The organism is Acidobacteriota bacterium (assembly GCA_039030395.1).
Lineage (GTDB): Bacteria > Acidobacteriota > Thermoanaerobaculia > Multivoradales > JBCCEF01 > JBCCEF01.
Map to the genome: position 1 here is coordinate 1 of JBCCEF010000021.1, position 25,791 is coordinate 25,791.

Consider the following 25,791-nt stretch of genomic DNA (forward strand, 5'->3'; position numbering starts at 1 on the left):
AGCGAACTCAGCGTCCGACCCGAACGGGCCAACTCCACGATGCGGCGACGAAACTCGGGCGCGTAACGGCCACGAGTCTTCCCCATGATGAACTCCTTTCTCCCAAAGGATGAGGTGTCCACCAAAGCGGGTCAACTCCAGGTACAAAGTTGTTCTGGGAGTGCTTCACTTTCCTCAATTCTGCGATTTGAAGAAGGGAGCGGTTTGATGTTGAGAAAGCAGCTAGAAGATGAAAAGAAATAATGTGGTGAATTCTCCGCTCTTGCAGGGGCGAATGCGAGCGATCGTCTTGAAACTCTGAGGACAGCCTATAGACAGATCTACGATGCAAATAATTCGACAAGAGATCGCATGGCTAAGGTCTTCACCGGAGCCATTGGCATCGCTGTGGCAGCAAATGGCTGGGCAATCTTGCTCGTTTCAAGAAATGCATTTCAGCAGGAACTTCGGATTCCGCTCGTCTCCATGGTGTTCGCTGTGTATTCTGTTGCTATGTACTCGATCATATCTCATTATAGAGAGTACTGCGTCGGTGCACGAATGATCGTTCGATTGGAAAAGGCAATGGGATTTTATGATGAATCTTTCTATCTAGATGGCTCTGCTCTCTACGAGAGGCAGCACTCGGAGTGGGGTACGGGGCCCTTCAGTTCTCATGTGATAAAATATTATGTCGTTTCTCTCGCCCTTCTCGCCATAGTGTCGGCGGCGCTTTCGGTTTTTCTTCCAACAACTTGAGGCGCGAAGCCCTGTTTCCCCTTGCTTATCACTTGCGGTGCCGCCTAGCTCACTGCCCTAGGCTACTAAAGGGAGACCGTACTTTCGCTGGAGCGATCCTTGCTACTGAACCTCTAGAACCACATCACCCTCCCGCACCCGAACTACCACCTCGCCCCCCTTCACCAGTTCCCCAAACAACAGCGCGTCCGTCAGCGGCCGTTTGATCTCATCCTCGATCACTCTTGCCAGCGGCCGCGCCCCGAAGGCCGGGTCGTAGCCTTTATCGGCCAGCAGGGTGCGGGCGGCGGGGGTGAGTTGGAGGGTGACTTTCTTTTCGCTGAGGGGGGCGCGCAGTTCGTCGATCAGTTTGTCGACGATTTGCTCCATCACCGCCGGGGTGAGGGGATCGAAGGAGAGGCGGGCGTCGAGGCGGTTTCTGAACTCGGGGCTGAAGAGCTGCTCGACGGCGCGGTCGCTGTCCGCCTGGCGGCCGCTGCCGGAGAGGCTGGCGGTAGTGGCTTCGCTGAAGCCGGGGTTGCGGCGGGCCATTTCCTGGGCGCCGACGTTGGAGGTCATCAGCAGGATGACGTGACGGAAGTCGATGGCTTTGCCGTTGGTGTCCGTCAGGGTGCCGTGATCTTTCACCTGGAGGAGCAGGTTGAAGACGTCCGGATGGGCTTTTTCGATCTCGTCGAGGAGCAGCACCGCGTGGGGGCTCTGGCTGACCGCTTCGGTCAGTAGTCCGCCGCGGTCGAAGCCGACGTAGCCCGGCGGGGCGCCGACCAGCCGCGAAACGGTGTGCTGCTCGCGGTACTCGCTCATGTCGAAGCGTAGGAAGGCGACGCCCATGGTGTCGGCGAGCTGTTTGGCGACTTCGGTTTTGCCAACGCCGGTGGGGCCGGTGAGCAGGAAGGAGCCGACGGGCTTTTCCGGTGCCCGCAGGCCGGCGCGGGAGACTTTGATCGCGTCGACCAACCGGTCGATCGCGCGGTCCTGGCCGAAGACACGCTCCTTGAGGCGCCTTTCGAGGCTTTGGAGGCGTTCTCGGTCACCGCTCTGGACGGTGACCGCCGGCACCCGCGCAATGGCGGCGACGATCTTCTCGATGCTTCCCACCGTCACCCGCCGCACTTCACGGAGCGCCGCCGCGGCGCCGGCTTCGTCCATCAGGTCCAAGGCCGAGTCCGGCAGCCGGCGGTCGCGCAGGAAGCGGCCGGCGAGGTCCGCCGCCGCCACCAGGGCGGGCTTGCTGTAGGAGACGCCGTGGTGCTCTTCGTACCGCTCCTGGAGGCCCTGGAGGATCTTGACGGTCTCTTCCTGGGAGGGCTCCCGCACCTCGATCCGCTGGAAGCGGCGGGCGAGGGCGGAGTCGCGCTCGAAGTTCTGGCGTAGCTCTTCCCAGGTGGTGGCGCCGATCATCCGCAGGCGGCCGTCCTGGAGGGCGGGCTTCAGCAGGTTGGAGGCGTCCATCGAACCCCGGCCGGCGCTGCCGGCGCCGACCACCGTGTGGATTTCGTCGATGAAGAGGATCGGATCGGCCTGCTCTTCGAGGGCCGCTAGCACCGCCTTGATGCGGTTTTCGAAGTCGCCGCGGTAGCGGGTGCCGGCGAGCAGCGCCCCCAGGTCCAGCCGGTAGATGCGGGTGTCGGCGAAGCGATCCGGCACTTCGCCCCGGGCGATGCGCCGCGCCAGACCCTCGACCAGGGCGGTCTTGCCCACGCCCGGATCGCCGACGAACAGGGGATTGTTCTTGCGCCGCCGCTGGAGCACGCGGAGGGTGCGGCGAATCTCGCCGTCGCGGCCGACCAGTGGGTCGATGCGGCCCGCCTCGGCGAGGGCCGCCAAATCCTGGGTGAAGGCTTCCAAGGGATCGTCGACGGGGAGTTCGTCTTCTTCGAAGTCGGGGTCTTCGGCAGCGGCGTCGGGGTCGCCCTCGGCCGGCCGCCGGCCGCTTCGTCGGACCCGGCCGGGGAGGGCGGCGCGGTCGGCCCGCGATACGCCGTGAGCCAGGTAGCGCACGACGTCCAGTCGGGAGACGCCCTCTTCTTTGAGGATGTGGACGGCGTCGGCCTGGGCCTCGAAGAACAGCGCGGCCAGGAAGTCGGCGCCGGAGACCTCTTCCCGCTGGGCGCCCTCCGCCTGGGCGCCCGCTCGGGCGAGGGTGCGTTGCAGAGCGAGGGACAAGCGCGGCTGCACCAGATCACTCTCGAATGGGCTTTCGAGTTCTTCTTCCAGGTAGACCTGCAAGCGCTCCCGCAGCCGGCGCACGTTGGCGCCGGCGTTCTTCAACACCTCGGCCGACTCGTCGTCCAGGGTCAGGGCGTGGAGCAGGTGTTCGAGGCCGGCGTATTCGTGGCCGTGGCGCCCTGCCTCCGAAACGGCGACGGTGAGGCAGATTTCGAGATCTTGGGACAGTTGCATGATGAGGTGCTCTTGGTCGTTCCTTCGACGGGCCGATGGCGTCTGTCGTCCACGGTCCGGTACAGTCTGTCATTCCGCTTCGAGGGTCAGTCGTAGAGGCATCTCTTGGGCCTCGGCGTCGGCGGTGACCTCGGCGACCTTGGTCTCCGCCACGTCTTTTGGGTAGGTACCCGCCACGCCGACCCCCCGGTGGTGGATCTGGAGCATCACATAGGTGGCCTCGGCGGGGCTCTTGTGGAAGTGGCGCACCAGCACTTCCACCACGAAGTCCATGGTGGTGTAGTCGTCGTTGTGTAACAGGACCTTGTAGCGCCGGGGCCGGCGCCGCTGGTGCTTCTTCTCCGTCGCCAGATCTTCTGCGGCATCGCCCAGGGGGTCGGAGGGAGAATCGAATCGGCTCATCGGGAACCAAATTATGCCGCAACCCGTTACCGAGCAAGGCCTTTGATGCCGCGCTGCGGCTAATTGGCTCTTTGTCCCCACGGTTTTCCCCTCAGGGCTGCTATACTCCTCAGCGGCATGCGCCCCCTGCGGGCCGGATACGTCTTCCGGTTTTCCCATTCGAGAGCCGCGGGTGCGCCCGAAGGTGACGAAACGGCCGGAACAATCCTCGCGCCGGCGTAGAAAGCCCAATTGAACATGCACCAGGTCACCCGAATTCAGGTGAAACGCCTGGTTCGATGTGTTTTCGCCGGATGGCGGCGCCGAACGCTCGGTACGGTGGCCCTCTGGCTGTTTGAAGGAGGTCCGGCGAGAGTCGGGTCGAAGGAATCGATCATTGATTCCGCGACGCCCGCGGCCAGTTGGCCGGGGATAAAGCGGTAGGGAAGCGACAGAAGACAATGGCATTGCACAGAATCCGCAGAGGGCTCAATCTGCCGATCACCGGTGCGCCGGAGCAGACCATCGAGGACGCGCCGTCGCCCTCGCGGGTCGCTTTGATGGCCGCCGACTATCCCGGCATGAAGCCCACGATGCACGTGTCCTTGGGCGACGCGGTCACCCGCGGTCAACTCCTGTTTGAGGACAAGAAGACCCCCGGCGTGCTCTACACCTCGCCGGCTACCGGCAAAGTGGTGGGGGTGCATCGGGGGGCGCGCCGGGCACTCATTTCGGTGGTGGTGGAGATGGCCTCGATCGAGCACGGCGGCCGGGCCCAGAACCACCGGTTCAAGAGCTACACCTCGAAGCCCGCCGAGAGCCTGAATCGCGATCAGGTACGCGATCTACTGGTGGAGTCGGGCATGTGGCCATCGCTGCGCAAGCGACCCTTTGGCAGGGTGCCGGCGCCGGATGCCGAGCCTCACTCGATCTTTGTCACGGCGACGGACTCCCAGCCCCTGGCGGCGGATCCGGCGGTGGTAATGGCCGGCCGCGAGCGGGAGTTCGAGGCCGGCTTGGTGGCCCTTGGCAAGCTGACCGCCGGCAACGTCTATGTGTGCGTGGCGAAGGGGCAGTCGGTGGCGGTGCCGTCCGATGACCGCTTCCGGGTCGAAGAATTCGCTGGCCCTCATCCTGCCGGCACCGCCGGCCTGCACATTCACCTGCTCGACCCGGTGCATCGCGGCAAAACCGTCTGGTACACCAACTATCAAGAGGTCATCGCCATCGGCGCCCTGGTCTCCTCCGGGCAGCTCGACTTCACCCGGGTCGTCTCCCTCGCCGGCCCGGGCATCAGGAAGCCGCGGCTCTTGCGCACCCGCCTGGGTACGTCGACCACTAGCCTGACGGAAGGCGAACTGGTCGGCGGCGAGCAGCGGTTGATCTCCGGCTCGGTGCTCGCCGGCCGCAAGGCCGAGGGCGAGGAGTACGGCTACCTTGGCCGCTTCCACCACCAGCTCGCGGTGGTGCGGGAGGGCCGCGAGCGAGAGTTCCTCGGCTGGCTCGGTCCGGGCTTCAAGAAGTTCTCGATCACGCGGGTCTTCGCCTCGGCCCTGATGCCCCGCAAGAAGTTCGCTTTCTCGACCAACGCCAACGGCTCCCACCGGGCGATCGTCCCCATCGGGATGTACGAACGGGTGTTCCCGATCGACATTCCTCCTTCGTTCCTGCTGCGCGCCCTGGTGATGCAGGACGTCGAGCAGTTGGAGAAGCTGGGGGTCCTCGAGCTGACCGAGGAAGACCTCGCCCTGTGCTCCTTCGTGTGCCCTGGCAAGTATGAATACGGAGCCCATCTGCGGCAAGCTCTGACGACCATCGAGAAGGAAGGCTGATGAAGTTCTTGAGGAAACTGCTGGACGGGCAGAAGAAGCACTTCGAAAAGGGCGGCAAGTTGGAGAAGCTGTACCCGCTCTACGAAGCGCCGGACACCTTTCTCTATACGCCCGATGAAGTCACCGAGGGTGCCAGCCACGTGCGCGATGCGCTCGACCTGAAGCGCATGATGGTGACAGTGGTGGTGGCGCTCATTCCCGCCATGTACATGGCGATGTACAACACCGGCCTGCAGGCGCATCGCGCCATCGCCGGCGGCGCCTTGCCCCTCGACAACTGGCAGACCCAGGCGATGAGCTGGCTCGGGCTGGCCTTCGATCCGAACAACTGGACCGCCTGCATCGTGCACGGCGCCCTCTACTTCCTGCCGGTGTTGCTGGTGACCTTCATCGTCGGCGGCAACGCCGAGGCGCTGTTCTCGGTGGTGCGCAAGCACGACATCAACGAGGGCTTCTTGGTCACCGGGGTGCTCTTTCCGCTCACCTTGCCGCCCACCATCCCCCTGTGGCAGGTGGCGGTGGGCATTCTGTTCGGGGTGATCATCGGCAAGGAGATCTTCGGCGGAACGGGCATGAATGTGCTCAATCCGGCCCTGACCGCCCGCGCCTTCCTGTTCTTCGCCTACCCGGTGGAAATCTCCGGCGACAAGGTGTGGATCGCCGCGCAGACCAGCCCCGACGGCTACAGCGGCGCGACCTGGCTGGCGGAAGCGGCCGTATCCGGCCAGGCGGTGCTGGCGGAGGGGCTCGACTGGTGGGATGCCTTCCTCGGCTTTGTGCCCGGTTCGATGGGGGAGACTTCCACCCTCGCCTGCTTGATCGGTGCGGTGATCTTGATCGCCACCGGCATCGGCTCCTGGCGGATCATGGTGAGCTGTGCGTTGGGAACGTTTCTCGCCTCGCTGTTGTTGAATGTAGTGGGTTCGACCACCAACCCCTTCTTCGACGTGCCCTTTCACTGGCACATCGTGATTGGGAGTTGGGCATTCGCTACGGTGTTCATGGCGACGGACCCGGTGTCCGCCGCCCACTCCAACCGGGGCAAGTACATTTACGGCTTCCTGATTGGAGTGCTCGGACTCTTCGTTCGCACTCTGAACCCGGCGTATCCGGAGGGCTGGATGCTGGCGATTCTGTTCATGAACGTCTTCGCCTCGACCATCGACTACTTCGTGGTGCGGGCCAACGCCCGCCGGCGGGAGGCTCGCTATGCAGCGTGATAGCTCGTTTTACATCATTTTGTTCTCGGCCATCCTGTGCGTGGTATGCGCCGTGATGGTGTCGAGCACGGCGGTCGGTCTCAAAGATCTGCAGGAGGCCAACGAGGCCCTCGACGAGCAGCGCAACGTGCTGGAAGCGGCGGGTCTGATCGAGCCCGGCGACAAGCCCACCGCCGAAGAGGTCGACGAGATGTTGGCCAACGCCGAGGTCGTGCTGGTGGACGTGCAGACCGGCGAGGAGACGGAGGTGCCGGGAATCGACCCGAAGACCTACGATCCGCTGGCCGCCAAGAACGATCCGGAGCTGTCCTACGTCGCGCCGAAAAACAACGCCAATATCGATCGCGTCGCCAAGTACGCCCGGGTCTACAAGGTCAACAACGAGGCCGGCGAGCTGCAAAAGCTGGTGCTGCCGGTGGAGGGCTACGGTCTGTGGGGGACTCTCTACGGCTTCCTGGCTTTGGAGAGCGACATGAACACCGTCGCTGGGCTGACCTTCTACAAGCACAAGGAAACGCCGGGCCTCGGCGGTGAAGTGGACAACCCGCGCTGGAAGTCCCGCTGGCCGGGCCGCAAGATCTACGGTCCCGACGGCATTGAGGACGTGGAGATCGAGGTGATCAAGGGCGCCGCCGGCCCGGTCGAATCGGAGCCCTACGAGGTGGACGGCCTGTCCGGCGCCACCATCACCGGCCGCGGCATTACCAATATGCTCGACTTTTGGCTCGGATCGCGAGGTTTCGGGTCCTACATCGAGACCTTCCGGCAACAAAGGAGCGCTGCCTGATGGCCGAGAAGAATTCCCAGGTTCTCCTGGACCCCCTGTTCAACAACAACCCCATCGCCTTGCAGGTGCTCGGCATCTGTTCGGCTCTGGCGGTGACCACCAAGCTGGAAACTTCGGTGGTGATGTCCGGCGCGGTGATCGCCGTGCTGATGGGCTCGAACCTGTCCATCAGCCTGTTGCGCAACAGCATCCCGTCGTCCATCCGCATCATCGTGCAGCTCACGGTGATCGCCTCTTTCGTGATTCTGGCGGACCAGATCATGAAGGCGTACTTGTTCGACGTGTCGAAGCAACTGTCGGTGTTCGTCGGACTGATCATCACCAACTGCATCATCATGGGCCGGGCGGAAGGTTTCGCCATGCAGAACGGGCCCGTCAAGAGCCTGCTCGATGGCCTCGGAAACGGTCTCGGCTACAGCCTGATCCTGCTGGCGGTGGCCTTCTTCCGCGAGCTGCTGGGCTCCGGCAAGCTCTACGGTTTCACCGTGCTGCCGCTGGTCACCGAGGGTGGCTGGTACAACCCCAACGGGCTGATGGTGCTGTCGCCCGGCGCCTTCTTCCTGATCGGTATCTTCATCTGGCTCCTGCGAACCTGGAAGCCGGATCAGGTGGAGGAGGACTAGCATGCTGCAGGAATATCTGAACCTCGCCATCAAGGCCATCTTCGTCGAGAACCTGGCCCTCGCTTTCTTCCTCGGCATGTGCACCTTCCTGGCCTGCTCCAAGAAGGTGGAAACGGCCCTGGGCCTGGGCGCCGCGGTGATCTTCGTGATGACCGTGACCATCCCGGTCAACAACTTGGTCTACAACAACCTGCTGCGGGAAGGCGCGCTGGAGTGGCTGCATCCGTCCCTTGCCGGGACGGACCTGTCGTTCCTCGGGCTGTTGTCGTATATCGGTTCGATTGCCGCGATGGTGCAGATCGTCGAGATGACCCTCGATAAATATGTACCGAAGCTATACAACACCCTGGGAGTATTCCTGCCGCTCATCGCCGTCAACTGCGCCATCCTCGGCGGTTCGCTGTTCATGGTGGAGCGCGACTACACCTTGGGCGAGAGCGCCGTTTTCGGCCTCGGCTCCGGCATCGGCTGGGCGCTGGCGGTGATCGCCCTGGCGGCGATCCGCGAGCGTCTGCGCTACAGCAACGTGCCGGTGGGGCTGCGGGGCCTGGGCATGACCTTCTTGCTGACCGGCCTGATGGCGATCGGCTTTCTCGCGTTCTCGGGAATTCAGCTCTGATGCGATCTCACGTCAAGACCACGAATGGGAGTGTAAGCAGATGACCACCATTGCCCTCGGCGTCTTCATGTTCACCTTCGTCATCCTGGCGCTGGTGACCGTTGTGCTGCTCGCCAAGAGCCGGCTCGTCGCCTCCGGTGATGTGACCATCCACATCAATGACGATCCGGCGCTGGACCTCAAGACCAAGTCCGGCGGCACCCTGCTCAATGCCCTGGCGGAGCGCGACATCTTCATCCCCTCGGCCTGCGGCGGCAAAGGGAGTTGCGGAGTGTGCACGGTGGTGGTGGAGGAGGGCGGCGGTGCGCTGCTGCCCACCGAGACCAGCCACATCAGCCGCGGTGAGGCGCGCGAAGGCTGCCGCCTGTCGTGCCAGGTGAAGGTCAAAGGCGACATGAAGATCGAAATCGAGCCGGAAGTGCTCGACGTGCGCCAGTGGGTGTGCAAGGTACGCTCGAACAACAATGTGGCGACCTTCATCAAGGAACTGGTGCTGGAATTGCCGGAAGGAGAGGACGTACCTTTCCGCGCCGGCGGCTACATCCAGATCGAGTGTCCGCCGCACATCGCCAAGTACGAAGACTTCGACATCGACGACGAGTACCGCGAGGACTGGGACAAATTCAACATGTGGCGCTATGTCTCGAAGGTCGACGAATCGGTGGTTCGGGCCTACTCGATGGCGAACTACCCCGAGGAAAGGGGCATCATCATGCTCAACGTGCGCGTCGCCAGTCCGCCGCCGCGCGGCCCGGAAGGCATTCCGCCGGGCATCATGTCTTCCTACATCTTCAACCTGAAGCCGGGTGACGAGGTGACCATCTCCGGTCCCTTCGGCGAGTTTTTCGCCCGGGACACGGACGCCGAGATGATTTTCATCGGCGGCGGGGCCGGCATGGCGCCGATGCGCTCGCACATTTTCGACCAGTTCCGCCGGCTGTCGACGGACCGCAAGGTCTCCTTTTGGTACGGCGCCCGCAGTCTGCGGGAAGCCTTCTACGTCGATCACTTCGACACCATCGCCGAAGAGAACCCGAACTTCGATTGGCACCTGGCGCTCTCGGAGCCGCTACCGGAGGACAACTGGGACGGCTACCAGGGCTTCATCCACCAGGTGCTGTACGACAACTACCTGAAGGACCACCCGGCGCCGGAGGACGCGGAGTACTACATCTGCGGACCGCCGATGATGAACCAGGCGGTGTTCGACATGCTGGACACGCTCGGGGTGGAGCAGGAGAACATCCTGTTCGACGACTTCGGGTAGGTAGAAAACCTGCTGAAGATGCGCTCCGCGCATTTTTTCAGCAGGTTTTCTACTTTCGATTTCAGGGGGGCTTTGGCGGCCGCACGCGGCCCGCCCCCTCGCCCTGCGGGCTCACTCCCGTCCCCGGCGGCTCCGCTGCCGCCTCGCTCCGGGGGCGCCCAGCCTTCGGGCTCGGGTCGATGATCGGGCGATTTCTCGCTGGCTACCTTGGTGGCAGATCGGATCACGCTTCGCACATGATTGCAGCAGAATATATTCTGTCGGTCTTCAGGAAGTCTGGGCGCTTGATGATTTCGGCGATGCTCTTGATCGCCGTGGTCGGCTGCCCCGCGCCGCAGCCGCCTAACACCACCCAGACCATCTCCGGCCCCATCATGGGGACGACTTTCGAGGTGAAAATCGTCCATCCCGGCGATGCCGCGGAGCCACCGCCGGAGGGGTTGCCGGAGGCGGTGACGGCGATTCTGTCGGACATCGACGGCAAGATGTCCACCTACAATCCCGAATCGGAGATCTCGCGCTTCAACGCTTGGGCTTCCACCGATCCCTTCCCGATTTCGGCGGAGACGGCGGCGGTGGTGGTCGAGGCGATGGTCCTGGCGGACACCACTTCCGGTGCTCTTGATGTCACCGTCGGTCCCCTGGTGCGAGCCTACGGTTTCGGCGCAGACGAGGTGGCGGAGTGGCCGTCGGACGAGGAGGTCGCGGCGCTGGTGGCCGCGATCGGCGTGGAGCAGTTGTCCCTGTTGGAGGGAGAGGAAGCCGCCCTTCGCAAGGGCCAGCCGGAGCTGGAGGTCGACCTTTCGGCCGTTGCCAAGGGCTATGCCGTGGATCGGGTGGCGGAGGAATTGAGGGCGCGCGGCCTCGACCGCTTTATGGTGGAAGTGGGCGGAGAAGTGCGGGCCGAGGGCCGGAACGCCGAGCGGAACACCTGGCGCCTCGGGATCGAACGACCGGACGCGACGCGCGGTAGGGTCCAGCGGGTCATCCCCCTGAAGGGCGCGGCCCTGGCGACTAGCGGTGACTACCGCAACTACCGCGAAATCGACGGCGAGCGCTTCAGTCACCTGCTCGATCCGCGAACCGGGCGCCCCATCGGCCATCGCCTGGCCTCCGTTTCGGTGATCGCCGAAACCTGCGTCCGGGCCGACGGTCTGGCGACGGCGCTGATGGTGCTGGGGGAGGGCGAAGGCCTGGCGTTGGCGGAATCTTTGGACCTCGCTGCCCTGTTCTTGGTGAGAGACGACGACGGTGGCTTCCGCGAAGTCGAAAGCTCCGCCTTCACCCGCCGTGTCGCTCTGTCTGACGCGTCATGATCCGAGATTGCCCATGCTGATCGTTCTGCTTCTCACCCTCGCCGCCTTCGGCCTCATCATGCTCGCCATGGCCGTAGGCTCCATCTTTCAGGGCCGCTGCCTGCGCGGATCGTGCGGTGGCCCGGAGATCCTCACCGGCGATGGCGTGCCGCTGACCTGCGACACCTGCCCCTTGAAGAAGAAGCGCGAGGCGGAACTTCGCGCTCAGAAGCTCGCCGCGGCGGGCGAGTAGGGGAAATCAGCCGCCGGATAAGAACCCCCAACTCAGATGCAGGCCGATGTCCGGCGTGTTGTCGTAGTTCAAGAGGTTTTCGGTCAACCCGAAGCCGACCACGCCGAGGTGGCGGGTTTGCCATTTCAGGCCCACCGTGAGTTGGAATTCCGGTTCCGAGAGTCCGGAATCGACGACGTCCCGAAAGGCATGGTCGGCCATCAACACCTGGAAGAACGAACGCAGGCGCCTGGTCTGACCGAAGCCGTGGAGCCAGGAGACGTCCAGTGCCGGGAGGATCGGTGGGTCGAACTCCAGTGGGTCGATATTGCCGGCCTTGACGATGGAGAGGTTGAACATCACCGCGTTGCGACGTCCGCGCCAGTCGGCGGTCAGGAGCCCGCCGTAGTCTGTGCTGCCGGAGGACAGGGTGTCCTCGCTAGCCAACGGGAACTTGACCGTTCCGGCGACGTTGAAGTCCCACCGGCCGGGTCCTGGAATGGCGTAGCGCAGGGAGAGATTGGGGTCTCCCGCTCCAGAACTGGGTGCTTGGAGAATGACCAGGTCGTCGTCGCCGAAGCCCAGGACCACTTGAAACTGGTCGTCGGCCACGAATTCTCGGCCTTGATTCGAGAATCCATAGCTGTCGTGGAAGTCGAAGATGGTGCCGTCGAGTTCGCCACGGCCGAGATCGTAGTAGGACCAGCCGAGGGAGACGTCGAGGCGTTCCGTCAGGCCGTAGTGAAAGGCAAAGTCGTAGTAGGCGAACTCCGCATCGATGTAGTAGGCCTGGCCATCCGGCAGATTGCGGATGACGTTGGCATCGGTGAGGTCGAGGGGACGACGGTCGCCGTTGCGGCTTGATTCCAGGTACTCCTCGACGGCCGGGCTGGCCTGAAAGTCATTGACCAGTGAGCCGTGCATTTCGATGGCATAGCGCCCTTTTCCGATGGAGGCCGCCGGCTGCGGTGCGAAGCCCAGGACCAGGATGTTGGGGAAGGTGAAGTCGCGCACCCGCATCGGCGCCCCGAGGTGGTCGCTCACCAGCCCGGAGCCGGGCTCATCCTGGGCTGGCGCTGCCGGCGTCGCGGCGAAAACCAAAAGGCACATTACGGCGAGGGGTAGTGTCGAAGGGCGAGAAGGCAAGAACTTCAGTTCCATCCGGTACATGATTCACTCCGAAGTGGTTGCGAGGAGCGAGGGGTGCCAAGGGAGTCAGCGGCCTTGCTGAAGTCCTTGCCGCCGAGCCAGGACCATCTTCGAGATCGTACGGTTGATTTAGTTGCTTAGTCAACTATGGGAAATGGATGAAGTGCTGCGCCGCGATGCCAGGGCCGGCTCGCCGTCTTCGACTACGGACCGGCACGGCCTCGGGCGATCCGAGCCTCGGGAGTCGCCGCAAGGCCGGTATGCTTCTCGACGAATGGACCTTGGGGGCGTCGCGGCCGTTTGCTCTTCGCTCTCTTTTTAATCCTTGGAGGCTTGCGTCTTGGAAAGAGGTTCAGGTGAGTAGGGGAGAGGTCCGTCGACCGCGATCCGGGTGGCGCTGGGTGGCCTTGGCGAGTCTGGCGTGGCCCCTCCTTTCGTTGCCGGCGTTCAGTGCCCCACCGGATCGTCCGAAGATCGGGCTGGTGCTTTCCGGTGGTGGGGCGCGCGGTTGCGCCCATGCAGGGGTGATCGAGGTCCTGGAGGAGTTGCGGGTGCCGGTGGACCTGATCGCGGCAACCAGCATGGGGGCGGTGGTGGGCGGTTTCTATGCCGCCGGCCGCACGCCTTTGGAGATCCAGCAAGGCCTGGCGGTGGTGGACTGGGAAGAACTGTTCAACGACCAGCCCGACTATCGACAACTCTCCATGCGGCGCAAGGCCGATGCCCGGCGCTTCGTCGACTTGGAATTGGGCTGGAAGCAGGGGCCGGCATTTCCTTCGGGGCTGGTGGGAGGGCAGAATCTCGACCTGATCTTCCAGTCGGAAACGCTGACCGCCGTCGGCATCGAAGACTTCGATCGCCTGCCGATTCCCTTCCGAGCGATGGCGACGGATTTGGCAACGGGACTGCCGGTGGCGCTGGCCGAGGGCAACCTGCCGACAGCAATGCGCGCCTCGATGTCGATTCCCGGCGTCTTCGCGCCCCTGTCGGTGGACGGCGCTTTGCTGGTGGACGGGGGGCTGACGATGAACCTACCGGTGTCGACCGCCCGGGAGATGGGCGCTGAAGTGACCTTGGTGATCGATGTGTCCGGCTCCCTGCTCGACGAATCGGCTCTCGATTCAGTCTTCGGCATCTTGGCTCAGACCTTCGGGTTGCTGGGGAGCCAGGCAACCGCGGAGCAGCGGGCGCAGGCGGACTTCCTGCTGCGGCCGGAACTGACCGGCGTCAACCCGATGCAGTACGAGTCGTGCCCCTCGCTGTTCTCGGCGGGGGTCGCCGCCGCCCGCGCCCGGGCGGACGACCTCGCCACCTACAGCCTGCCGGAGGGAGAGTGGCGAGTGCATCTCGCCGAGCGCTTCGGGCGCCGGGTACCGCGTCCGGAAACGGTGGCTTTGGTCAGCATCGACGGCACCGGGCCGCGCATGCTGGAGCGGGTGCGCCGCCGGGTGGGTATCGAATCCGGCGATTCCTTCGATCTCGAGGTGGTGGCGGACGATATCGAACGCATCTTCGGCATGGGGGAGTTCGAGCGGGTTCGGGTGCTTTTCGATCTCGCTCCGGAGGGCCTGGAGGTGATCTACCAGGTGCGCGAGAAATCCTGGGGACCGAGCATCTTCCGCTTCAGCCTGTTCGCCGCCGACGACCTGGAGGGCAACGCCCGGACGGATCTCCTGGTCGGCTTCACCCGCACCGCCATCAACCGGCGCGGTGGAGAGTGGCGGCTGGAGGTGGAGGCCGGTGAAACTCGGCGGTTCTTCAGCGAGTTCTACCAACCGCTCGACTTTTCCGGTCGCTGGTTCGTTGCGCCCTTCGGTGAGGAACGGCGCGGGCTGACGGATGTCTACAGCGGCGATCGCAAGGTCGCCGAGTATGCCGTCGAGACCTCCCTGGGAGGGGCCGATCTCGGCTTACTTCTCGGTCACTCTTTCGAACTCCGCCTGGGAGGTCGGCGCGGCCAGGCGCGGGCCCGGGTGGCGGTGGGAGCGGTGGACCTGCCGCGGCTGTCGGTGGATGTGGCGGCCTTGGAGGCAACGGCCACTCTCGATCGACTGGACAGCCCGGACATCCCGCGGCAAGGCCTCTTCGCCCGGCTGTCGGCTTACTCCTCCCTCGAGGACCTCGGTGCCGACGATCGCTACGACAAGATCACCGCCGAGATCGGGCTCTTCCTGAAGCGCGGCGCCCACGGCCTCTTCGGTCAGCTCGAAGCCGGCGCCAGTCCCGGTTCCGAGCTGCCCGCCTACGATGAATTCACCCTCGGCGGCATCCAGTCCCTCTCCGGCTTCGGTGAAGGGCAGCTACGCGGCCAGTCCTTCGCCGTCGGCCGGCTGGGCTACAGCTACCGGATCCTCGAACTGCCGCCGGCCCTCGGTGGGGCGGTCTACGCCGGCGGCTGGCTGGAGGCCGGTAATGTCAGCCAGAGCCAGCGTCCTCGGGAGATCGACAACTTGATCCTGACCGGCACCCTGGCGCTCGGAATCGAAACCCGCCTCGGTCCGCTGTATGTCGCCTACGGCGCGGCGGAGGGTGGTTTCGACCGCTTTTATGCCGCTCTGGGCAAGCGTTTCTAGGTTGTTGCCGTAACGGCGCGTCGCCAACGCGCGCCCAAGTCCTCAACCGCTCATTCGAGGACGAGGAGGTGTTCCATGGCGCGCGCTCAGAATCTACTCGCTGGCAATCGACCGTCTCTCCGACGCTCTCTCGGGCTGGTTCTTCTGCTGGCTTTGGGGCTTGCGGCTATCGATGCATATGCTCAGCCGATCGACTGTGAGCTGTCCACCAAATCACCCGTCGAGGCCGCGGAGTCGGTCGATTTGCTCCACGCCTTGCCGCACTCGGACCAGGCGGCTCCGCACTCCGCGTTCCACGGCCAGCTCCTGTTCGGTGACGAAACGCAGTTTCTTTACCACTTGCCGCTGTTCATGGATCAGCCGAGCGGCCATCCGCACAACTTTCAGGTGATCCTCGCCGGCGCCCTCGACGGTGAGACCCTGGCCGTCTACGGCGAGGACCGCGCGGCGAATCCGGAGAGCCTGTACTCGGCGACGCCGGCGAATTTCGACCAGACGAGCCTGGTGCTCGAGTATCCGGGCCACACTCCTTTGCGGCAACTGCCCGTGGGAGTGTTTCGCGGTCACTTTGAGCGGCCGCCGAACGACCAGATCGTCGAGGGCGGAACCTTCCATGTCTCGCGAGTGGTTCACTTTCGGGAGTTCCAGGCCGGCGGTGGCAAGGCGGAGTCGCTCTCCTACGTCCTGTTCGGTGGTGCGGATGAACTCTTTGCGGCCCACTGGCTTTCGGCGCCACCGGACTTCGACCAGATCCTGGCGCTGACCGACGAGTCCGAAGCCGCCCTCGGCGAGGAGCTCGTGGCTGCGGGCCTCTACTTGACGGTCACCGGTCGCGACAACGACGAGACCGCCCGGCTCAAGGCCGGCGACACCCTCGCCTGCCGCCTGGAAACCGATGGCGAGACCCGGACGGTCAACCTTCGGGTCGCCCGCGACCTGTACTGTGAGGCCGGCGAGGTGGCGCAGGTCGGGTTCGGCCCGGGGCGGGCTTGTTCGTCCGGCCTGGGCGGTTGAAGTACCTTTTGGCAGTCGCTTGTGCGCCTGCGTGGGTGCGATTCTGGACGGAGTCGCTGAGAGGGCGGACGGCTTCCCCGGCGAAAAAGCGGAGAACCTGAGGAGCTTCTCGCCGTAAGAGAGTCTGAACTCGAACTTCTTGAGGACGGAGGCTCCGATGAGAACTCGCTCGTTTCTTCTTTGCACGTTTCTACTCCTCATCGCACCGCTGGCGATTGCCGAGGAGGCCGTTTCGATCCGCGACGGCAAACTGTTCGATGAAGGTGCCGAACGCACCGGACCCGCTGAAGGTGCGCCGGAGGATTTGAAGCATCTGGCGCCCTTCGTCGGCGAGTGGGATCTCGAGATGGAGGTGCACCGGCCGGCGAGCCCGGGGAACCCGGCGCAGGTGCTGCGCTCCAAGGGTCGTGCCCGGGTCACCTGGATGAACCGCGGCCATGCGCTGATGGAGCGCACCCGGATCGCCGACTTCGACGGCGCGGGCCACACCATGGCAACTTTGACCTTCTTGGCGGTGGACGACAACGGTCTGTGGACCGCTTCCGAAGGCAATAGCTGGACCGAGGCCATCGCCATTGCCAGCGGTTCCCGGAAGGGCGATCGCTGGGTGCTCCACGATGCGATGCGGCCGGGCGGTGGAGGCCGCCTGCTGTATCTGCGCCGCACCTATCAGAAGGTGGACGACAATCGCTTTGAGATGCGCTTCGAGGCGTCCAGCGACCGGGGCGAAACCTGGACGATGGCGGTAGTGCGGCGTTTCACCCGACGAGCGCCGGTGGAGAGCTACTTTCCGGTGCGGCAGGATGTCGGCGAGGCCGCGCCGGGTCTGCCGCCGGAGGCCACGCAGTTCGATTTCCTGCTCGGAGAATGGGACGCCTCCCACTGGATGAAGGTGCAGGACCGCGAGATCCGCTTTCAGGCGACGGCCACCGGCGTGCGCGCCCTCGATGGCCACGCCATTCTCGAACACGGCTTCCACAACTCGGACCCTTCGCTGCCCGACGCCGCCACCACCATATTGCGCATCTACAACCGCTCCATGCGTCGCTGGGAGTCGCTGTTCCTCACCAACCGCAGCAATGTACCGCTGCACTTCGGAGGTGTGCAGGAGGGGCAGCGCATCGTACTCCATCCCTTTGCCGCCCAAACCGGCGGAAACCCTTTGAACCAATGGATCTTCTTCGATCCCAAGAAGGACAGCTACCGCTGGCAGGGCCTGCGCAGCACCGACCGGGGCAAGACCTTTGAGCCCTACTGGACCATCGAGTTCGCTCGCCGCAAGGCCGCCGAAGAAGGCTAGCCCTTCGCCAGATCCAGGATCTCTTCGACCCGCGACAGGCCTTCGGCCTGTCGGTTGTCCAGCCGCAGGCCGAAGCGCGCTTCGATCTCGCCGATCAGCTCGACCCGGGTGAGGGAGTCGACGCCCAGGTCGTCGAGGCGATCCGCGGGCCGGAGGAGGTCCGGGCGGGTGCGGGTGAGACGGGCGACGGTTTCCATCACCCAGCTTTCCGTCTCGCTCAGGGTGGCTTCGCCCTCGCTGGCGGGGGGCGGCGGGGCCGCTTCCTGACCGCGCTGGCCCGCCAGCACCGCATCGCGCAGGAGACTGCGCTTGACCTTCATGGTGGTGGTCTTCGGTAAATCGCCGCGCCAGATCTCGACCCCCATGACCCGCTGGTAGCTGGGCACTTCCGCAGAACGTTGGTCGATGGCGGCGCGGATCCCAGCGATCTCGTCGTCGGACGCACCGGGCTTCGGCACCACCAGGGCGCACAGCCGCTCCCCGGTGCCGCCCTCCGTCGGCAGGCCCATGACGATCAGCTCTGCCACTCCCGGCAGGTCGCGGTAGCGCAGTTCGACCTCTTCCGGGTAGACGTTCTTGCCGGCGGAGGTGACGATCACGTCCTTGGTGCGGCCGGAAAGCCACAGGTAGCCGTCGGCGTCGATCTTTCCGATGTCGCCGGTGTTGAGCCAGCCATCGGCCATCACCTCCTCCGTCGCCGCCGGGTTCCGGTAGTAGCCGGCCATCACATTGTCGCCGCGCACCCAGATTTCGCCGCTGCCTTCTTCGACGCCCTGGGCTTGGCCTTCGGCCGGCGGCCGGAGGTCGATCTCCACTCCCGGCAGCGCCCTGCCGGCGGCGCCGAAGCGGATGCCGTCCCATGGGTTGACCGCCAGGGCGGGGCTGGTCTCGGTCATGCCGTAGCCTTCGGCGACCTGGAAGCCCATCAAGGCGAAGCTGCGGCCGAGACTCGGTTCGAGCGCCGAACCACCGGTGGCAATGCGCCGCAGGCAGCCGCCGAAGCGCTGGTGGACCTTGCCGAACAGGCGGTGTCCGAGGCGTCCGCCGGAGGCCTTGGAGAGGGCGAAGAGCACTTTGAACAGCCGTTCAAGGCCTCCGGCCGCGACGCTCGCCATGATGCCGTTGTGCAGCAACTGCAGCAGCCTCGGCACCGCCACCAGCACCGTCGGCCGGGTGGTCGCCATCATCCACGAGATCTCCGCCGGCTTGACCTCCGCCACGTAGCTGACGGTGCTGCCGCCGGCCAGCGGAACCAGCAGCCCGATCATTAGCTCGAAGACGTGGTGAATCGGCAGCACCGAGAGCAGCCGCTCGCGGGAGAGCTTCATCAGCGGCCCGAGATCGCGCACATTCGCCAGCAGATTGCCGTGGGTCAGCGGCACCGCCTTCGGAGAGACCGTGGTGCCGCTGGTGAATACGATGATCGCCAGGTCCTCGGAGCTACCCGGCGGATTGGGGACTGCGCCCGCTGTGGGCAGAAGGTCAACGTCCGGCTCCGGCACGAAGGGGGCGGCGAGGACGACGACCCGCTGGCTGGTGCCAGCGCCGAGGGTCGAAGCGAGGCGCGGCGCCGCGCAAATCAGTTTCGCTCCGACCAGGTCGGCTGCGCGCCGCACCTCCTCCGCCGGCCACTGCGGGTCGAGGGGCACCACCACGGCGCCCAGCCGGTGGGCGGCGAAGAGGGTGAGTACCCATTCCGGGCTGCCGGTCGCCCACAGGACGATGCGGTCTCCCCGTTCGACGCCGTACTCGGTGTGAAGTCGATGGGCAATATTGCTGGCCGTAATCAACCCTTGGCCATAGCTGTAGCGCAGCCAGCGGCCGTCGCGGAAGGTCTGGAAGGCCATCGGAGCCCCGTCCGCCTGGGCTACCCGCTCGAACAGTTCGTAGACCGTCGCCGCATTCTTCTCCGCATGGCTGCGAAGCGGCGCCGGCGGCTGCGGGGGAGGGGCGCCGGTGTCCGCCTTGAGGGCGAAACGGACGAGGCCGGGGATATGGGAATCGGCAATGTAGGCGCGCCAGTCGAGGGCGGCGATGTCGAATGGAAAAATCTGCCGTTCGGCCGGTGAGAGGCGGCGCCAGAGGCTCTGGGTGGCCGCGTCGTCGTAGGTCCCGCCGTGGCTCAGGTACGGCCGGTAGACCTCGACCAACCGCAGGAAATGGTCGAGGGTGCGCGCTTCGGCCCGCAGCCGAGGTTGGCGGGCCTTTGAGGCCTGGCGACTTTCGCGGCGCACTCTCTCGCGCCGGGCGACGAGGGCGCCGTGAAAGCGCACCGGCTCGACAAACCGCGCCGGCTGCGGTGCGATGGGTTCTCCATCTTCGTCCCTCAGGGGTGCTTTCGAGAAGCCCTCCCGGGCGTGGACCATCAGCTCGCCGAGGGTGATGGGATGGCGGCTCGAACTCACCTGGTACACGGGGATTGCGGAGTCGGCCGAGGCGGAGCGGGGGAGGGCCGCCAGGGCGGCGATCAGGGCGTGTACCACGTAGTCCACCGGCACCAGTTCCAGGGCGGCGTCGGCGGAGCCGGGAATGTCGCGGTTGCGCCCGCGCCCGTAGGCGACCACGATCGGATCCGTCACCCGCACCGCGTCGATCCAGCCGGGGATCGGCTGCGCTGCGGCGCTCTCGACGATCGCCGGCCGCAGGATCGCCAGTGGCACGGTGCCCCGCCGGCAGTTCAGGAGCTGTTCGCCGAGGGCTTTGGTGAAGGTGTAAATATCGTGGAATCCATGCTCCTCGGCGAGCTGCGCACCGGCTTCGATCCACTCCTCGTCGGCTGTCGGTGAGCGGCTGGTCACTGCGGAGCACGCCTCGTCGAGCCGTGCCAAGGTGGCTTCCGGATCGTCGTCCGCCGTCAGCGGACTCTCGGGGATCTCGCCCCGTCGCTGACCGCTGACGTAGCAGGTCGAAACGTGCACCAGTGGCGCGTCGCCGGCGTCCCGCGCCAGCGCGAGGGTACGGAGGGCGCCGCGGGCGTTCAGCTCCAGCGCCCGGTCCAGGCGTTCATCGAAGGTCACCGTCGCGGCGCTCGCCACCACCCGATCCACCCGACCGCACAGTTTCCGGTAGGCGTCTTCGTCGAGGCCGAAACGATCCTGCTCCAGGTCGCCGGCAATCGCCTCGATCTTGCCGGCCGCCCACGCCCCCCAGCCATCGCCGTGGAACGCCCGCAGGCGCGCCAGCAGGGGCGAGGCGAGGATCTCGTCACGCAACCGGTCCGCGGCGGACCGGTCGCGGCCGGGCCGGATCAGCAGGAGCAGGCGGCCGACGTCGGGCACCGACCACAGCAAGCGCTCCACCAGCACCTTGCCGAGGAAGCCGGTGGCGCCGGTGATGAAGAGGCGTTCGCCACACAGCACCGCCCCGATGTCGAGGCGATCGGCGGGAGAGACGTCGGACGGCGTAGGAGGGGAGGAAGAATTCGGCATACGTAAATCTATCTCGTGGTTGGATGTCGGTGTTTCCACTGCGGCCAGATCCATCGGCCTGCGGAGAGTTTGGCGCTGAGCCGAGGGGAAGAGTTACCGGATCACCTCATCGACAGCTTTGCGTTTGGAGACTTCATCGCAAATACTTCATTTTAAATGACTTTGAGGGGACTTCGAGATTCGCATGGGCTAGAATCGAGAGCTAGACGTTGTGGTTGCCGAGGGGCATCGGTTTTCTTGTCGATATGGATACTCAGAATCTACTTTCGCTCATCGCTCCGATTCTCGACGAGATGAGTGGCGGCATTACGGTGGCCGACGCTCGCCAGCCGGACCTACCGTTGGTCTATGCGAACGGGGCTTTCAGCCGTATGACGGGGTATGCCGTCGAGGACTGCCTGGGCCGGAATTGCCGCTTTCTCCAGGGTTCGGATCGTGACCAAGAGGGCCTCACCGCAATGCGGGAGGCGATTCGGGAGCGGCGAGATGTGCAAGTAGTGCTGCGCAACTTTCGGGCGGACGGGCGACTGTTCTGGAACGAACTCAAGATCATGCCGGTGTTCGACGAGGCCGGAGAACTCACTCACTACATCGGGCTGCAAACGGACATCACCTCTCGTGTTCGGGCGGAGGACCTCAGTCACCTCAATGGTCGTCTCGAACGGCAATTGAGGGCAGAACGTCGGTCGACAACCACCATGGCCACGGTGACCGATCGTCTCGAGCCGGTCGAGACGATTCTCGGCGAGGTTCGGTTCGGAGCGGTGCTGGCGGATCCCGAGGGCGTCGTTTCCTACATGAATCGCACCGCCTGCGATTTGCTGCGCACTTCCCTTGAGGATGCCCGCGGCCGTCTCTTTCTCGACCTTTTCTCTGGCGGGAAGGAGTTGCGTGCGGTGTTTCCGCTGGGAGTCGATGCCAAGGAGCGGCGCCTGGACAGCAGTTTGGTGCTGGCCGACGGTAGCTTGTTGAACGCCGGCTTTACGCTCCAGCGGGCCCAGGGAGCACCCGCTGAAACTCCCTATCAGCTCTTACTGTTTCGGGAGCTCGGTGAACTCCAGCAGGTCGAGCAAGAGATGCGGGAGCTCAAGCGCCTCTCTTCCCTGGGACAGATGGCGGCCGGCTTCGCACATCAGGTGCGCAACCCTCTGGCGGCCATTCGCTCCCTTGCCGAAGGGCTGCTCCCGACGTTTCCCGCCGGCGACAACCGTCGCGAATATTGCGAGCGGACCGTCGCCCTCGTCCAGCGAGTCGAGACGCTGGTCCGTCGTTCTCTGCGCTTCACCCACGAAGAAGGTCCGAAAAGAATTCCCACGGCGCCTTCGGCGCTGATCGATGAAGCCCTGGAGGTTCTCGACCCGCGTCTTCAGGAGTGCGGCGGTCCCGTCATGGTGCAGCTCTCCAGGGGCCTCCCTCCGGTGCTGGTCGATGCGGCGCAGATTGTCGAGATTTTGATCATCCTGGTCGAGAACGCTCTCGACGCGACAGGCACCTCCCTCCGCATCCGCCTGGTCGTCGAAGCGGTCGGCGAGGTGGAGGCGTTGGGTGGGAGTTTTGTCGCCGTCGATGTGGTGGATCGCGGACACGGTATCGAAGCCCGGAAGCTCGAGCGGATTTTCGACCCCTTCTACACCACCAAGCCGCGCGGCTCTGGGCTCGGTCTATCCATCGCTTTGCGCATCGCCCACGAGAACCGGGCTCGCCTACAGGTTCGTTCGCAGGTGGGGCGTGGCACGACCTTCCGCCTTCTCATGCCCGTCGCGACGCCATGACGCGGGTGCTGTTGGTCGAAGACGATCCGGATCTGGCGTTCGCCGTCGGGTCTCATCTCGCGACGATGGGACACGAAGTGCTGCATGCCGATTCTGGCCGGTCGGCTCTGGAGCAGGCTGGCACGACCCTGGCGGATTTGGTCCTTCTCGATCTCGGTCTGCCGGACCTGGACGGCTTCGAGGTGCTCGAACGATTGATGGTCCTGGATCCTTCGCAGCAGGTCGTCGTTCTCACCGGCCTCGACGAGGCTGAGAGTGCGGTCCGCGCACTCCGCTTGGGTGCTTCGGACTACTTGACCAAGCCGGTTTCCAACGAGATCTTGTGCCATGCTGTCGAGCAGGCCGGCGAACGGGGTTCCCTGCGCCGCCGCCTGGAGAGCCTCGATCGAGCGGCGGGAGAGACCGGTCCTGTCGTTGGCGATTCGCCGGTCTTTTCTGCCACCCTCGACGCGCTTCGGGCCGCGGCGGGGGCGCCGCGGACACCGGTGCTGTTGACGGGCGAGACGGGAAGTGGAAAGGAACTGGCTGCCGGCCTGCTGCATCGCTGGAGTGACCGCGCCCAAGGCCCCATGATCTCGGTGAATGCTGCAGCCTTTCCCGCCAGTTTGCTCGAGTCGGAACTGTTCGGTCATGAAGCCGGCGCGTTTACCAGCGCTCGTTCGGTGCGGCGCGGGCTGTTCGAACTGGCCGATGGTGGTTGTCTGTTCCTCGACGAGGTAGGGGAGTTGCCTCTCGCCCTGCAGCCCAAATTGCTGCGGATTCTGGAGGGTCATCCGTTCCGCCGATTGGGTGGCGAGCGCGAGGTCCGCAGCGATTTCCGGTTGATCTCGGCGACCCACCGCGACCTGGTCACGGAGGTCCGGGAGGGCCGCTTCCGGGAAGACCTCTACCACCGCCTTCGGATTCTCGAGATTTCCCTGCCGCCACTGCGTGAGCGGGCCGAGGACATCCCACTCCTCGGCGCCTACTTTGTCCAGCGATTCGCTCGAGAACTGGGGCGGGGCGAGGTGGAACTGACCCCCGAAGCCTTGACCTGTCTTCGGAACTACTCCTGGCCCGGCAACGTTCGCGAACTGCGCAACGTCCTGGAGCGCGCGATCGTGCTCACTGCCGGAGCGACCATCGGTCCAGCAAGCTTTCCGCCGGAGGTCGCCGGCCGAGGGGCCATGGAAACACCGGTCGACCGGGACCGAGCAGCGATTCCCGCGCTGCAGAGCGACCGGCTGGAGGAAGTCATTCGAAGTCACGCTCGTAGGGTCTTCGAGCAGTGCGATCGCAACGTGACCCAAGCGGCGGAGCGCCTTGGAGTCGCGCGCGGAACGCTACGCCGCCACCTCCAGAAGGGCGGCCTGACCGGTCAAAAATTGACCGGTACAGATTAGGCCATCGGTCTATTTTGTGCCATCTCAGTGGCCGAAAACCCCTGAAAACATTGATCCTCGGAGTTGGCCTGCGCCTTGCTCCTAAAGAGGAATATGAGTGTACGAGTGGTCATGGTCGACGATGAGGCGGATCTCGTCTGGACGCTGTCGCAGCACCTTCAGCGAGAGCGGCCGGAGGTGGATTTCAAGGGTTTTTCGAACCCGGTCGAGGCCCTCCAGGAGATCAACGCGTACCCTCCGGATTTGCTGATTACCGATCTGAGAATGCCGGGGATCAACGGTCTCGAACTTGTGCTGGTGGCGCGCCAGAGGGTGCCGGATCTTCGGGTGGTTCTGATCACCGCCTTCGGCTCGGAATCCGCCCGGGCCGAAGCCCGTCGCCTGGGCTCCGTCGAATTCGTTGAGAAACCGTTTGATCTCCAGGATCTCCTGAAGCACATTGACGGCGCGCTGGCGAACGGCGAGCGATTCTCCGGCGAAATATCCCTTCCCCTTTTCAGTGACCTCATTCAGATCGTCGCCCTTTCGCGGGAAACCGGCGCGCTGTCGGTGATTCACGGCGACGAGGGCGGCAAGGTGTGGTTCGCCGACGGCAATCTGGTGCACTGCGAGGTTGGCGAGATGGTAGGTGCCAAAGCCTTCCAGAAACTTCTGAGCTGGAACAACGGGGAGTTCCGGATGAGCTTGGGGGAGGAGTCGCCGGAGCAAACCATTGACGAATCCATCGACCATTTGCTCCTCGACAGCCTGACGGCCCTCGACGAGGAGGCGGCCGGCGTCGGGCGGCCAACGGAGGACGGGAGCGAAGGTGAGGCGATCGTCCATCCCGAGGCGGAGGGCCGAACGTCGCCGGTCGAGTCGGCTCGGGCCCGATGGCAGCGATGCCCGATGTCCAGAGAGCTTCCCGCCGCCTGTTGGCTCCTTGCAATGTCGTTGCGTGACGGGACAGCCCAAGTGCTCCACGGTAGTGGTCGAGGCGACCGGTCGGTGCCTTTCGGCGATTGGCTGTTCGATCTCATGGAAAGTGCTTTGTTGCTGCAGCCAGGGAGGAGGACCGGTCGCCTGGAAGCGGTCGAGCAGGATCTGGGCTGGTGTGTCGGCTGGAACGCGGACAAGGAGTTGGCGTTGGTCTTTGCCCAACTCGCCGGTGGTCCGGCCGGTCTGGTGGCGTTTCGAGCGAACGGAGCCGGGGTGACCCGGGTGTTGTTGGGGTGATGTCGTGCAGGCGATGAACGAGCTTTGCCGCCTTCTTCTCCGTGAGGTGAGCGGCGCCCGATCCGTTGCGATCATCGATCCGTCGGCCAAATCCATCCTGGCGCGCGCGGAGATCGGCGGGACGACCGAAGACATGGTGGCTCTGGTGCTGAATCTCCAACGCAAGATCCAGGAGTCTCCCCTGCCGCGGTTTCTGCGGCAGGAACTCGGTGGCCGCTCCGGCCGCTCCGAGGTGTTGCGTCGCCTGTTGGTTGAGGTCGACCGCTATCGCCTGTTCATCCGGTCCATCCGCGGCGGACAGCAACTGCTCGCGATGATGGCCGGAGAGTCCGTTGAGGCCGATGAGGTGTGGGGCCAGATCGAGCAGACCACCTCTCTGGTGGTCACGCTGAGTGAATCCGGCTGGCCGACGGCCGCCGACGGGAGTGGTTCGGCGTTCGATGAGGATGACCCCTCGGACTTCGATTCCCTGTCGGAGTGGTTGGAGCCGATTCGCTGAGACGTGCAGAGGAATGACGCGCGAAGAACCGCGTACAGGGACACCTTCTCGGCTTGGAACTG

General features: G+C 64.7%; 20 protein-coding genes. 16 read left to right on the top strand and 4 right to left on the bottom strand.

The features are described 5' to 3' along the window. Positions 1-351: 351 nt before the first annotated feature. The gene (locus tag AAF481_16320) at positions 352-738 is read left to right on the top strand and encodes a hypothetical protein (GenBank protein ID MEM7482741.1); all 387 of its coding nucleotides are present in this window, start codon (positions 352-354) and stop codon (positions 736-738) included. A gap of 102 nt (positions 739-840) precedes the next feature. On the opposite strand, the gene AAF481_16325 is transcribed toward AAF481_16320, so the two are convergent. Then, positions 841-3,141: an AAA family ATPase gene (locus tag AAF481_16325; protein ID MEM7482742.1), complete on the bottom strand. Its 2,301-nt coding sequence runs from the start codon at positions 3,139-3,141 to the stop codon at positions 841-843. Between the two features lie 69 nt (positions 3,142-3,210). Then, positions 3,211-3,543 carry an ATP-dependent Clp protease adaptor ClpS gene (locus AAF481_16330; protein MEM7482743.1) on the bottom strand — a complete coding sequence of 111 codons (333 nt, stop codon included), beginning with the start codon at positions 3,541-3,543 and terminating at the stop codon, positions 3,211-3,213. 440 nt (positions 3,544-3,983) lie between these two features. On the opposite strand from AAF481_16330, the gene AAF481_16335 reads away from it, so the two are divergent. The 8 genes from AAF481_16335 (at position 3,984) to AAF481_16370 (ending at position 11,418) form a co-directional block, all read left to right on the top strand. After that, positions 3,984-5,354 (top strand): Na(+)-translocating NADH-quinone reductase subunit A, encoded by a 1,371-nt coding sequence (locus AAF481_16335; GenBank protein ID MEM7482744.1) that lies wholly within the window; start codon positions 3,984-3,986, stop codon positions 5,352-5,354. Next, positions 5,354-6,574: an NADH:ubiquinone reductase (Na(+)-transporting) subunit B gene (locus AAF481_16340; GenBank protein ID MEM7482745.1), complete on the top strand. Its 1,221-nt coding sequence runs from the start codon at positions 5,354-5,356 to the stop codon at positions 6,572-6,574. Before AAF481_16335 ends, AAF481_16340 begins: the two co-directional genes overlap by 1 nt. Continuing rightward, complete coding sequence (locus tag AAF481_16345; GenBank protein ID MEM7482746.1) at positions 6,564-7,361, top strand: Na(+)-translocating NADH-quinone reductase subunit C; 798 nt, start codon at positions 6,564-6,566, stop codon at positions 7,359-7,361. Before AAF481_16340 ends, AAF481_16345 begins: the two co-directional genes overlap by 11 nt. Beyond that, positions 7,361-7,984, top strand: coding sequence for an NADH:ubiquinone reductase (Na(+)-transporting) subunit D (locus tag AAF481_16350; protein MEM7482747.1), 624 nt, complete (start codon positions 7,361-7,363; stop codon positions 7,982-7,984). The genes AAF481_16345 and AAF481_16350 overlap by 1 nt, the downstream gene beginning before the upstream one ends. 1 nt (position 7,985) lies before the next feature. Beyond that, the gene (gene nqrE, locus AAF481_16355; protein MEM7482748.1) at positions 7,986-8,603 is read left to right on the top strand and encodes an NADH:ubiquinone reductase (Na(+)-transporting) subunit E; all 618 of its coding nucleotides are present in this window, start codon (positions 7,986-7,988) and stop codon (positions 8,601-8,603) included. Between the two features lie 40 nt (positions 8,604-8,643). Further along, positions 8,644-9,870 carry an NADH:ubiquinone reductase (Na(+)-transporting) subunit F gene (nqrF, locus tag AAF481_16360; GenBank protein MEM7482749.1) on the top strand — a complete coding sequence of 409 codons (1,227 nt, stop codon included), beginning with the start codon at positions 8,644-8,646 and terminating at the stop codon, positions 9,868-9,870. A gap of 287 nt (positions 9,871-10,157) precedes the next feature. Beyond that, positions 10,158-11,186 carry an FAD:protein FMN transferase gene (locus AAF481_16365; GenBank protein MEM7482750.1) on the top strand — a complete coding sequence of 343 codons (1,029 nt, stop codon included), beginning with the start codon at positions 10,158-10,160 and terminating at the stop codon, positions 11,184-11,186. Between the two features lie 13 nt (positions 11,187-11,199). After that, the gene (locus AAF481_16370; protein ID MEM7482751.1) at positions 11,200-11,418 is read left to right on the top strand and encodes a Na(+)-translocating NADH-quinone reductase subunit E; all 219 of its coding nucleotides are present in this window, start codon (positions 11,200-11,202) and stop codon (positions 11,416-11,418) included. A 6-nt stretch (positions 11,419-11,424) separates the two neighbouring features. Here the strand turns inward: AAF481_16370 and AAF481_16375 are convergent, their stop codons facing one another. Next, the gene (locus AAF481_16375; GenBank protein MEM7482752.1) at positions 11,425-12,567 is read right to left on the bottom strand and encodes a DUF3187 family protein; all 1,143 of its coding nucleotides are present in this window, start codon (positions 12,565-12,567) and stop codon (positions 11,425-11,427) included. A gap of 335 nt (positions 12,568-12,902) precedes the next feature. Here AAF481_16375 and AAF481_16380 point away from each other — a divergent pair, with 335 nt between their 5' ends. The 3 genes from AAF481_16380 to AAF481_16390 all read left to right on the top strand — a co-directional run bounded on the left by AAF481_16380 (position 12,903) and on the right by AAF481_16390 (position 17,433). Next, positions 12,903-15,119, top strand: coding sequence for a patatin-like phospholipase family protein (locus AAF481_16380; protein MEM7482753.1), 2,217 nt, complete (start codon positions 12,903-12,905; stop codon positions 15,117-15,119). Positions 15,120-15,194: 75 nt separating this feature from the next. Continuing rightward, a complete protein-coding gene (locus AAF481_16385) occupies positions 15,195-16,133 on the top strand; it encodes a hypothetical protein (protein MEM7482754.1) in 939 nt (312 codons plus the stop codon). A gap of 157 nt (positions 16,134-16,290) precedes the next feature. Further along, on the top strand, positions 16,291-17,433 hold the full coding sequence (locus AAF481_16390; protein MEM7482755.1) for a hypothetical protein: 1,143 nt from the start codon (positions 16,291-16,293) through the stop codon (positions 17,431-17,433). On the opposite strand, the gene AAF481_16395 is transcribed toward AAF481_16390, so the two are convergent. Further along, a complete protein-coding gene (locus tag AAF481_16395) occupies positions 17,430-20,861 on the bottom strand; it encodes an AMP-binding protein (GenBank protein ID MEM7482756.1) in 3,432 nt (1,143 codons plus the stop codon). The genes AAF481_16390 and AAF481_16395 overlap by 4 nt on opposite strands. Before the next feature lie 293 nt (positions 20,862-21,154). On the opposite strand from AAF481_16395, the gene AAF481_16400 reads away from it, so the two are divergent. The 4 genes from AAF481_16400 to AAF481_16415 all read left to right on the top strand — a co-directional run bounded on the left by AAF481_16400 (position 21,155) and on the right by AAF481_16415 (position 25,729). Next, the gene (locus tag AAF481_16400) at positions 21,155-22,633 is read left to right on the top strand and encodes a PAS domain-containing protein (protein MEM7482757.1); all 1,479 of its coding nucleotides are present in this window, start codon (positions 21,155-21,157) and stop codon (positions 22,631-22,633) included. Next, positions 22,630-24,015 (top strand): sigma-54 dependent transcriptional regulator, encoded by a 1,386-nt coding sequence (locus tag AAF481_16405; GenBank protein MEM7482758.1) that lies wholly within the window; start codon positions 22,630-22,632, stop codon positions 24,013-24,015. Before AAF481_16400 ends, AAF481_16405 begins: the two co-directional genes overlap by 4 nt. 111 nt (positions 24,016-24,126) lie before the next feature. Next, the gene (locus AAF481_16410) at positions 24,127-25,230 is read left to right on the top strand and encodes a response regulator (GenBank protein ID MEM7482759.1); all 1,104 of its coding nucleotides are present in this window, start codon (positions 24,127-24,129) and stop codon (positions 25,228-25,230) included. A gap of 13 nt (positions 25,231-25,243) precedes the next feature. Beyond that, entirely contained in the window at positions 25,244-25,729 is a 486-nt protein-coding gene (locus AAF481_16415) for a hypothetical protein (GenBank protein MEM7482760.1), read from the top strand. The last annotated feature ends 62 nt before the right edge of the window (positions 25,730-25,791 follow it).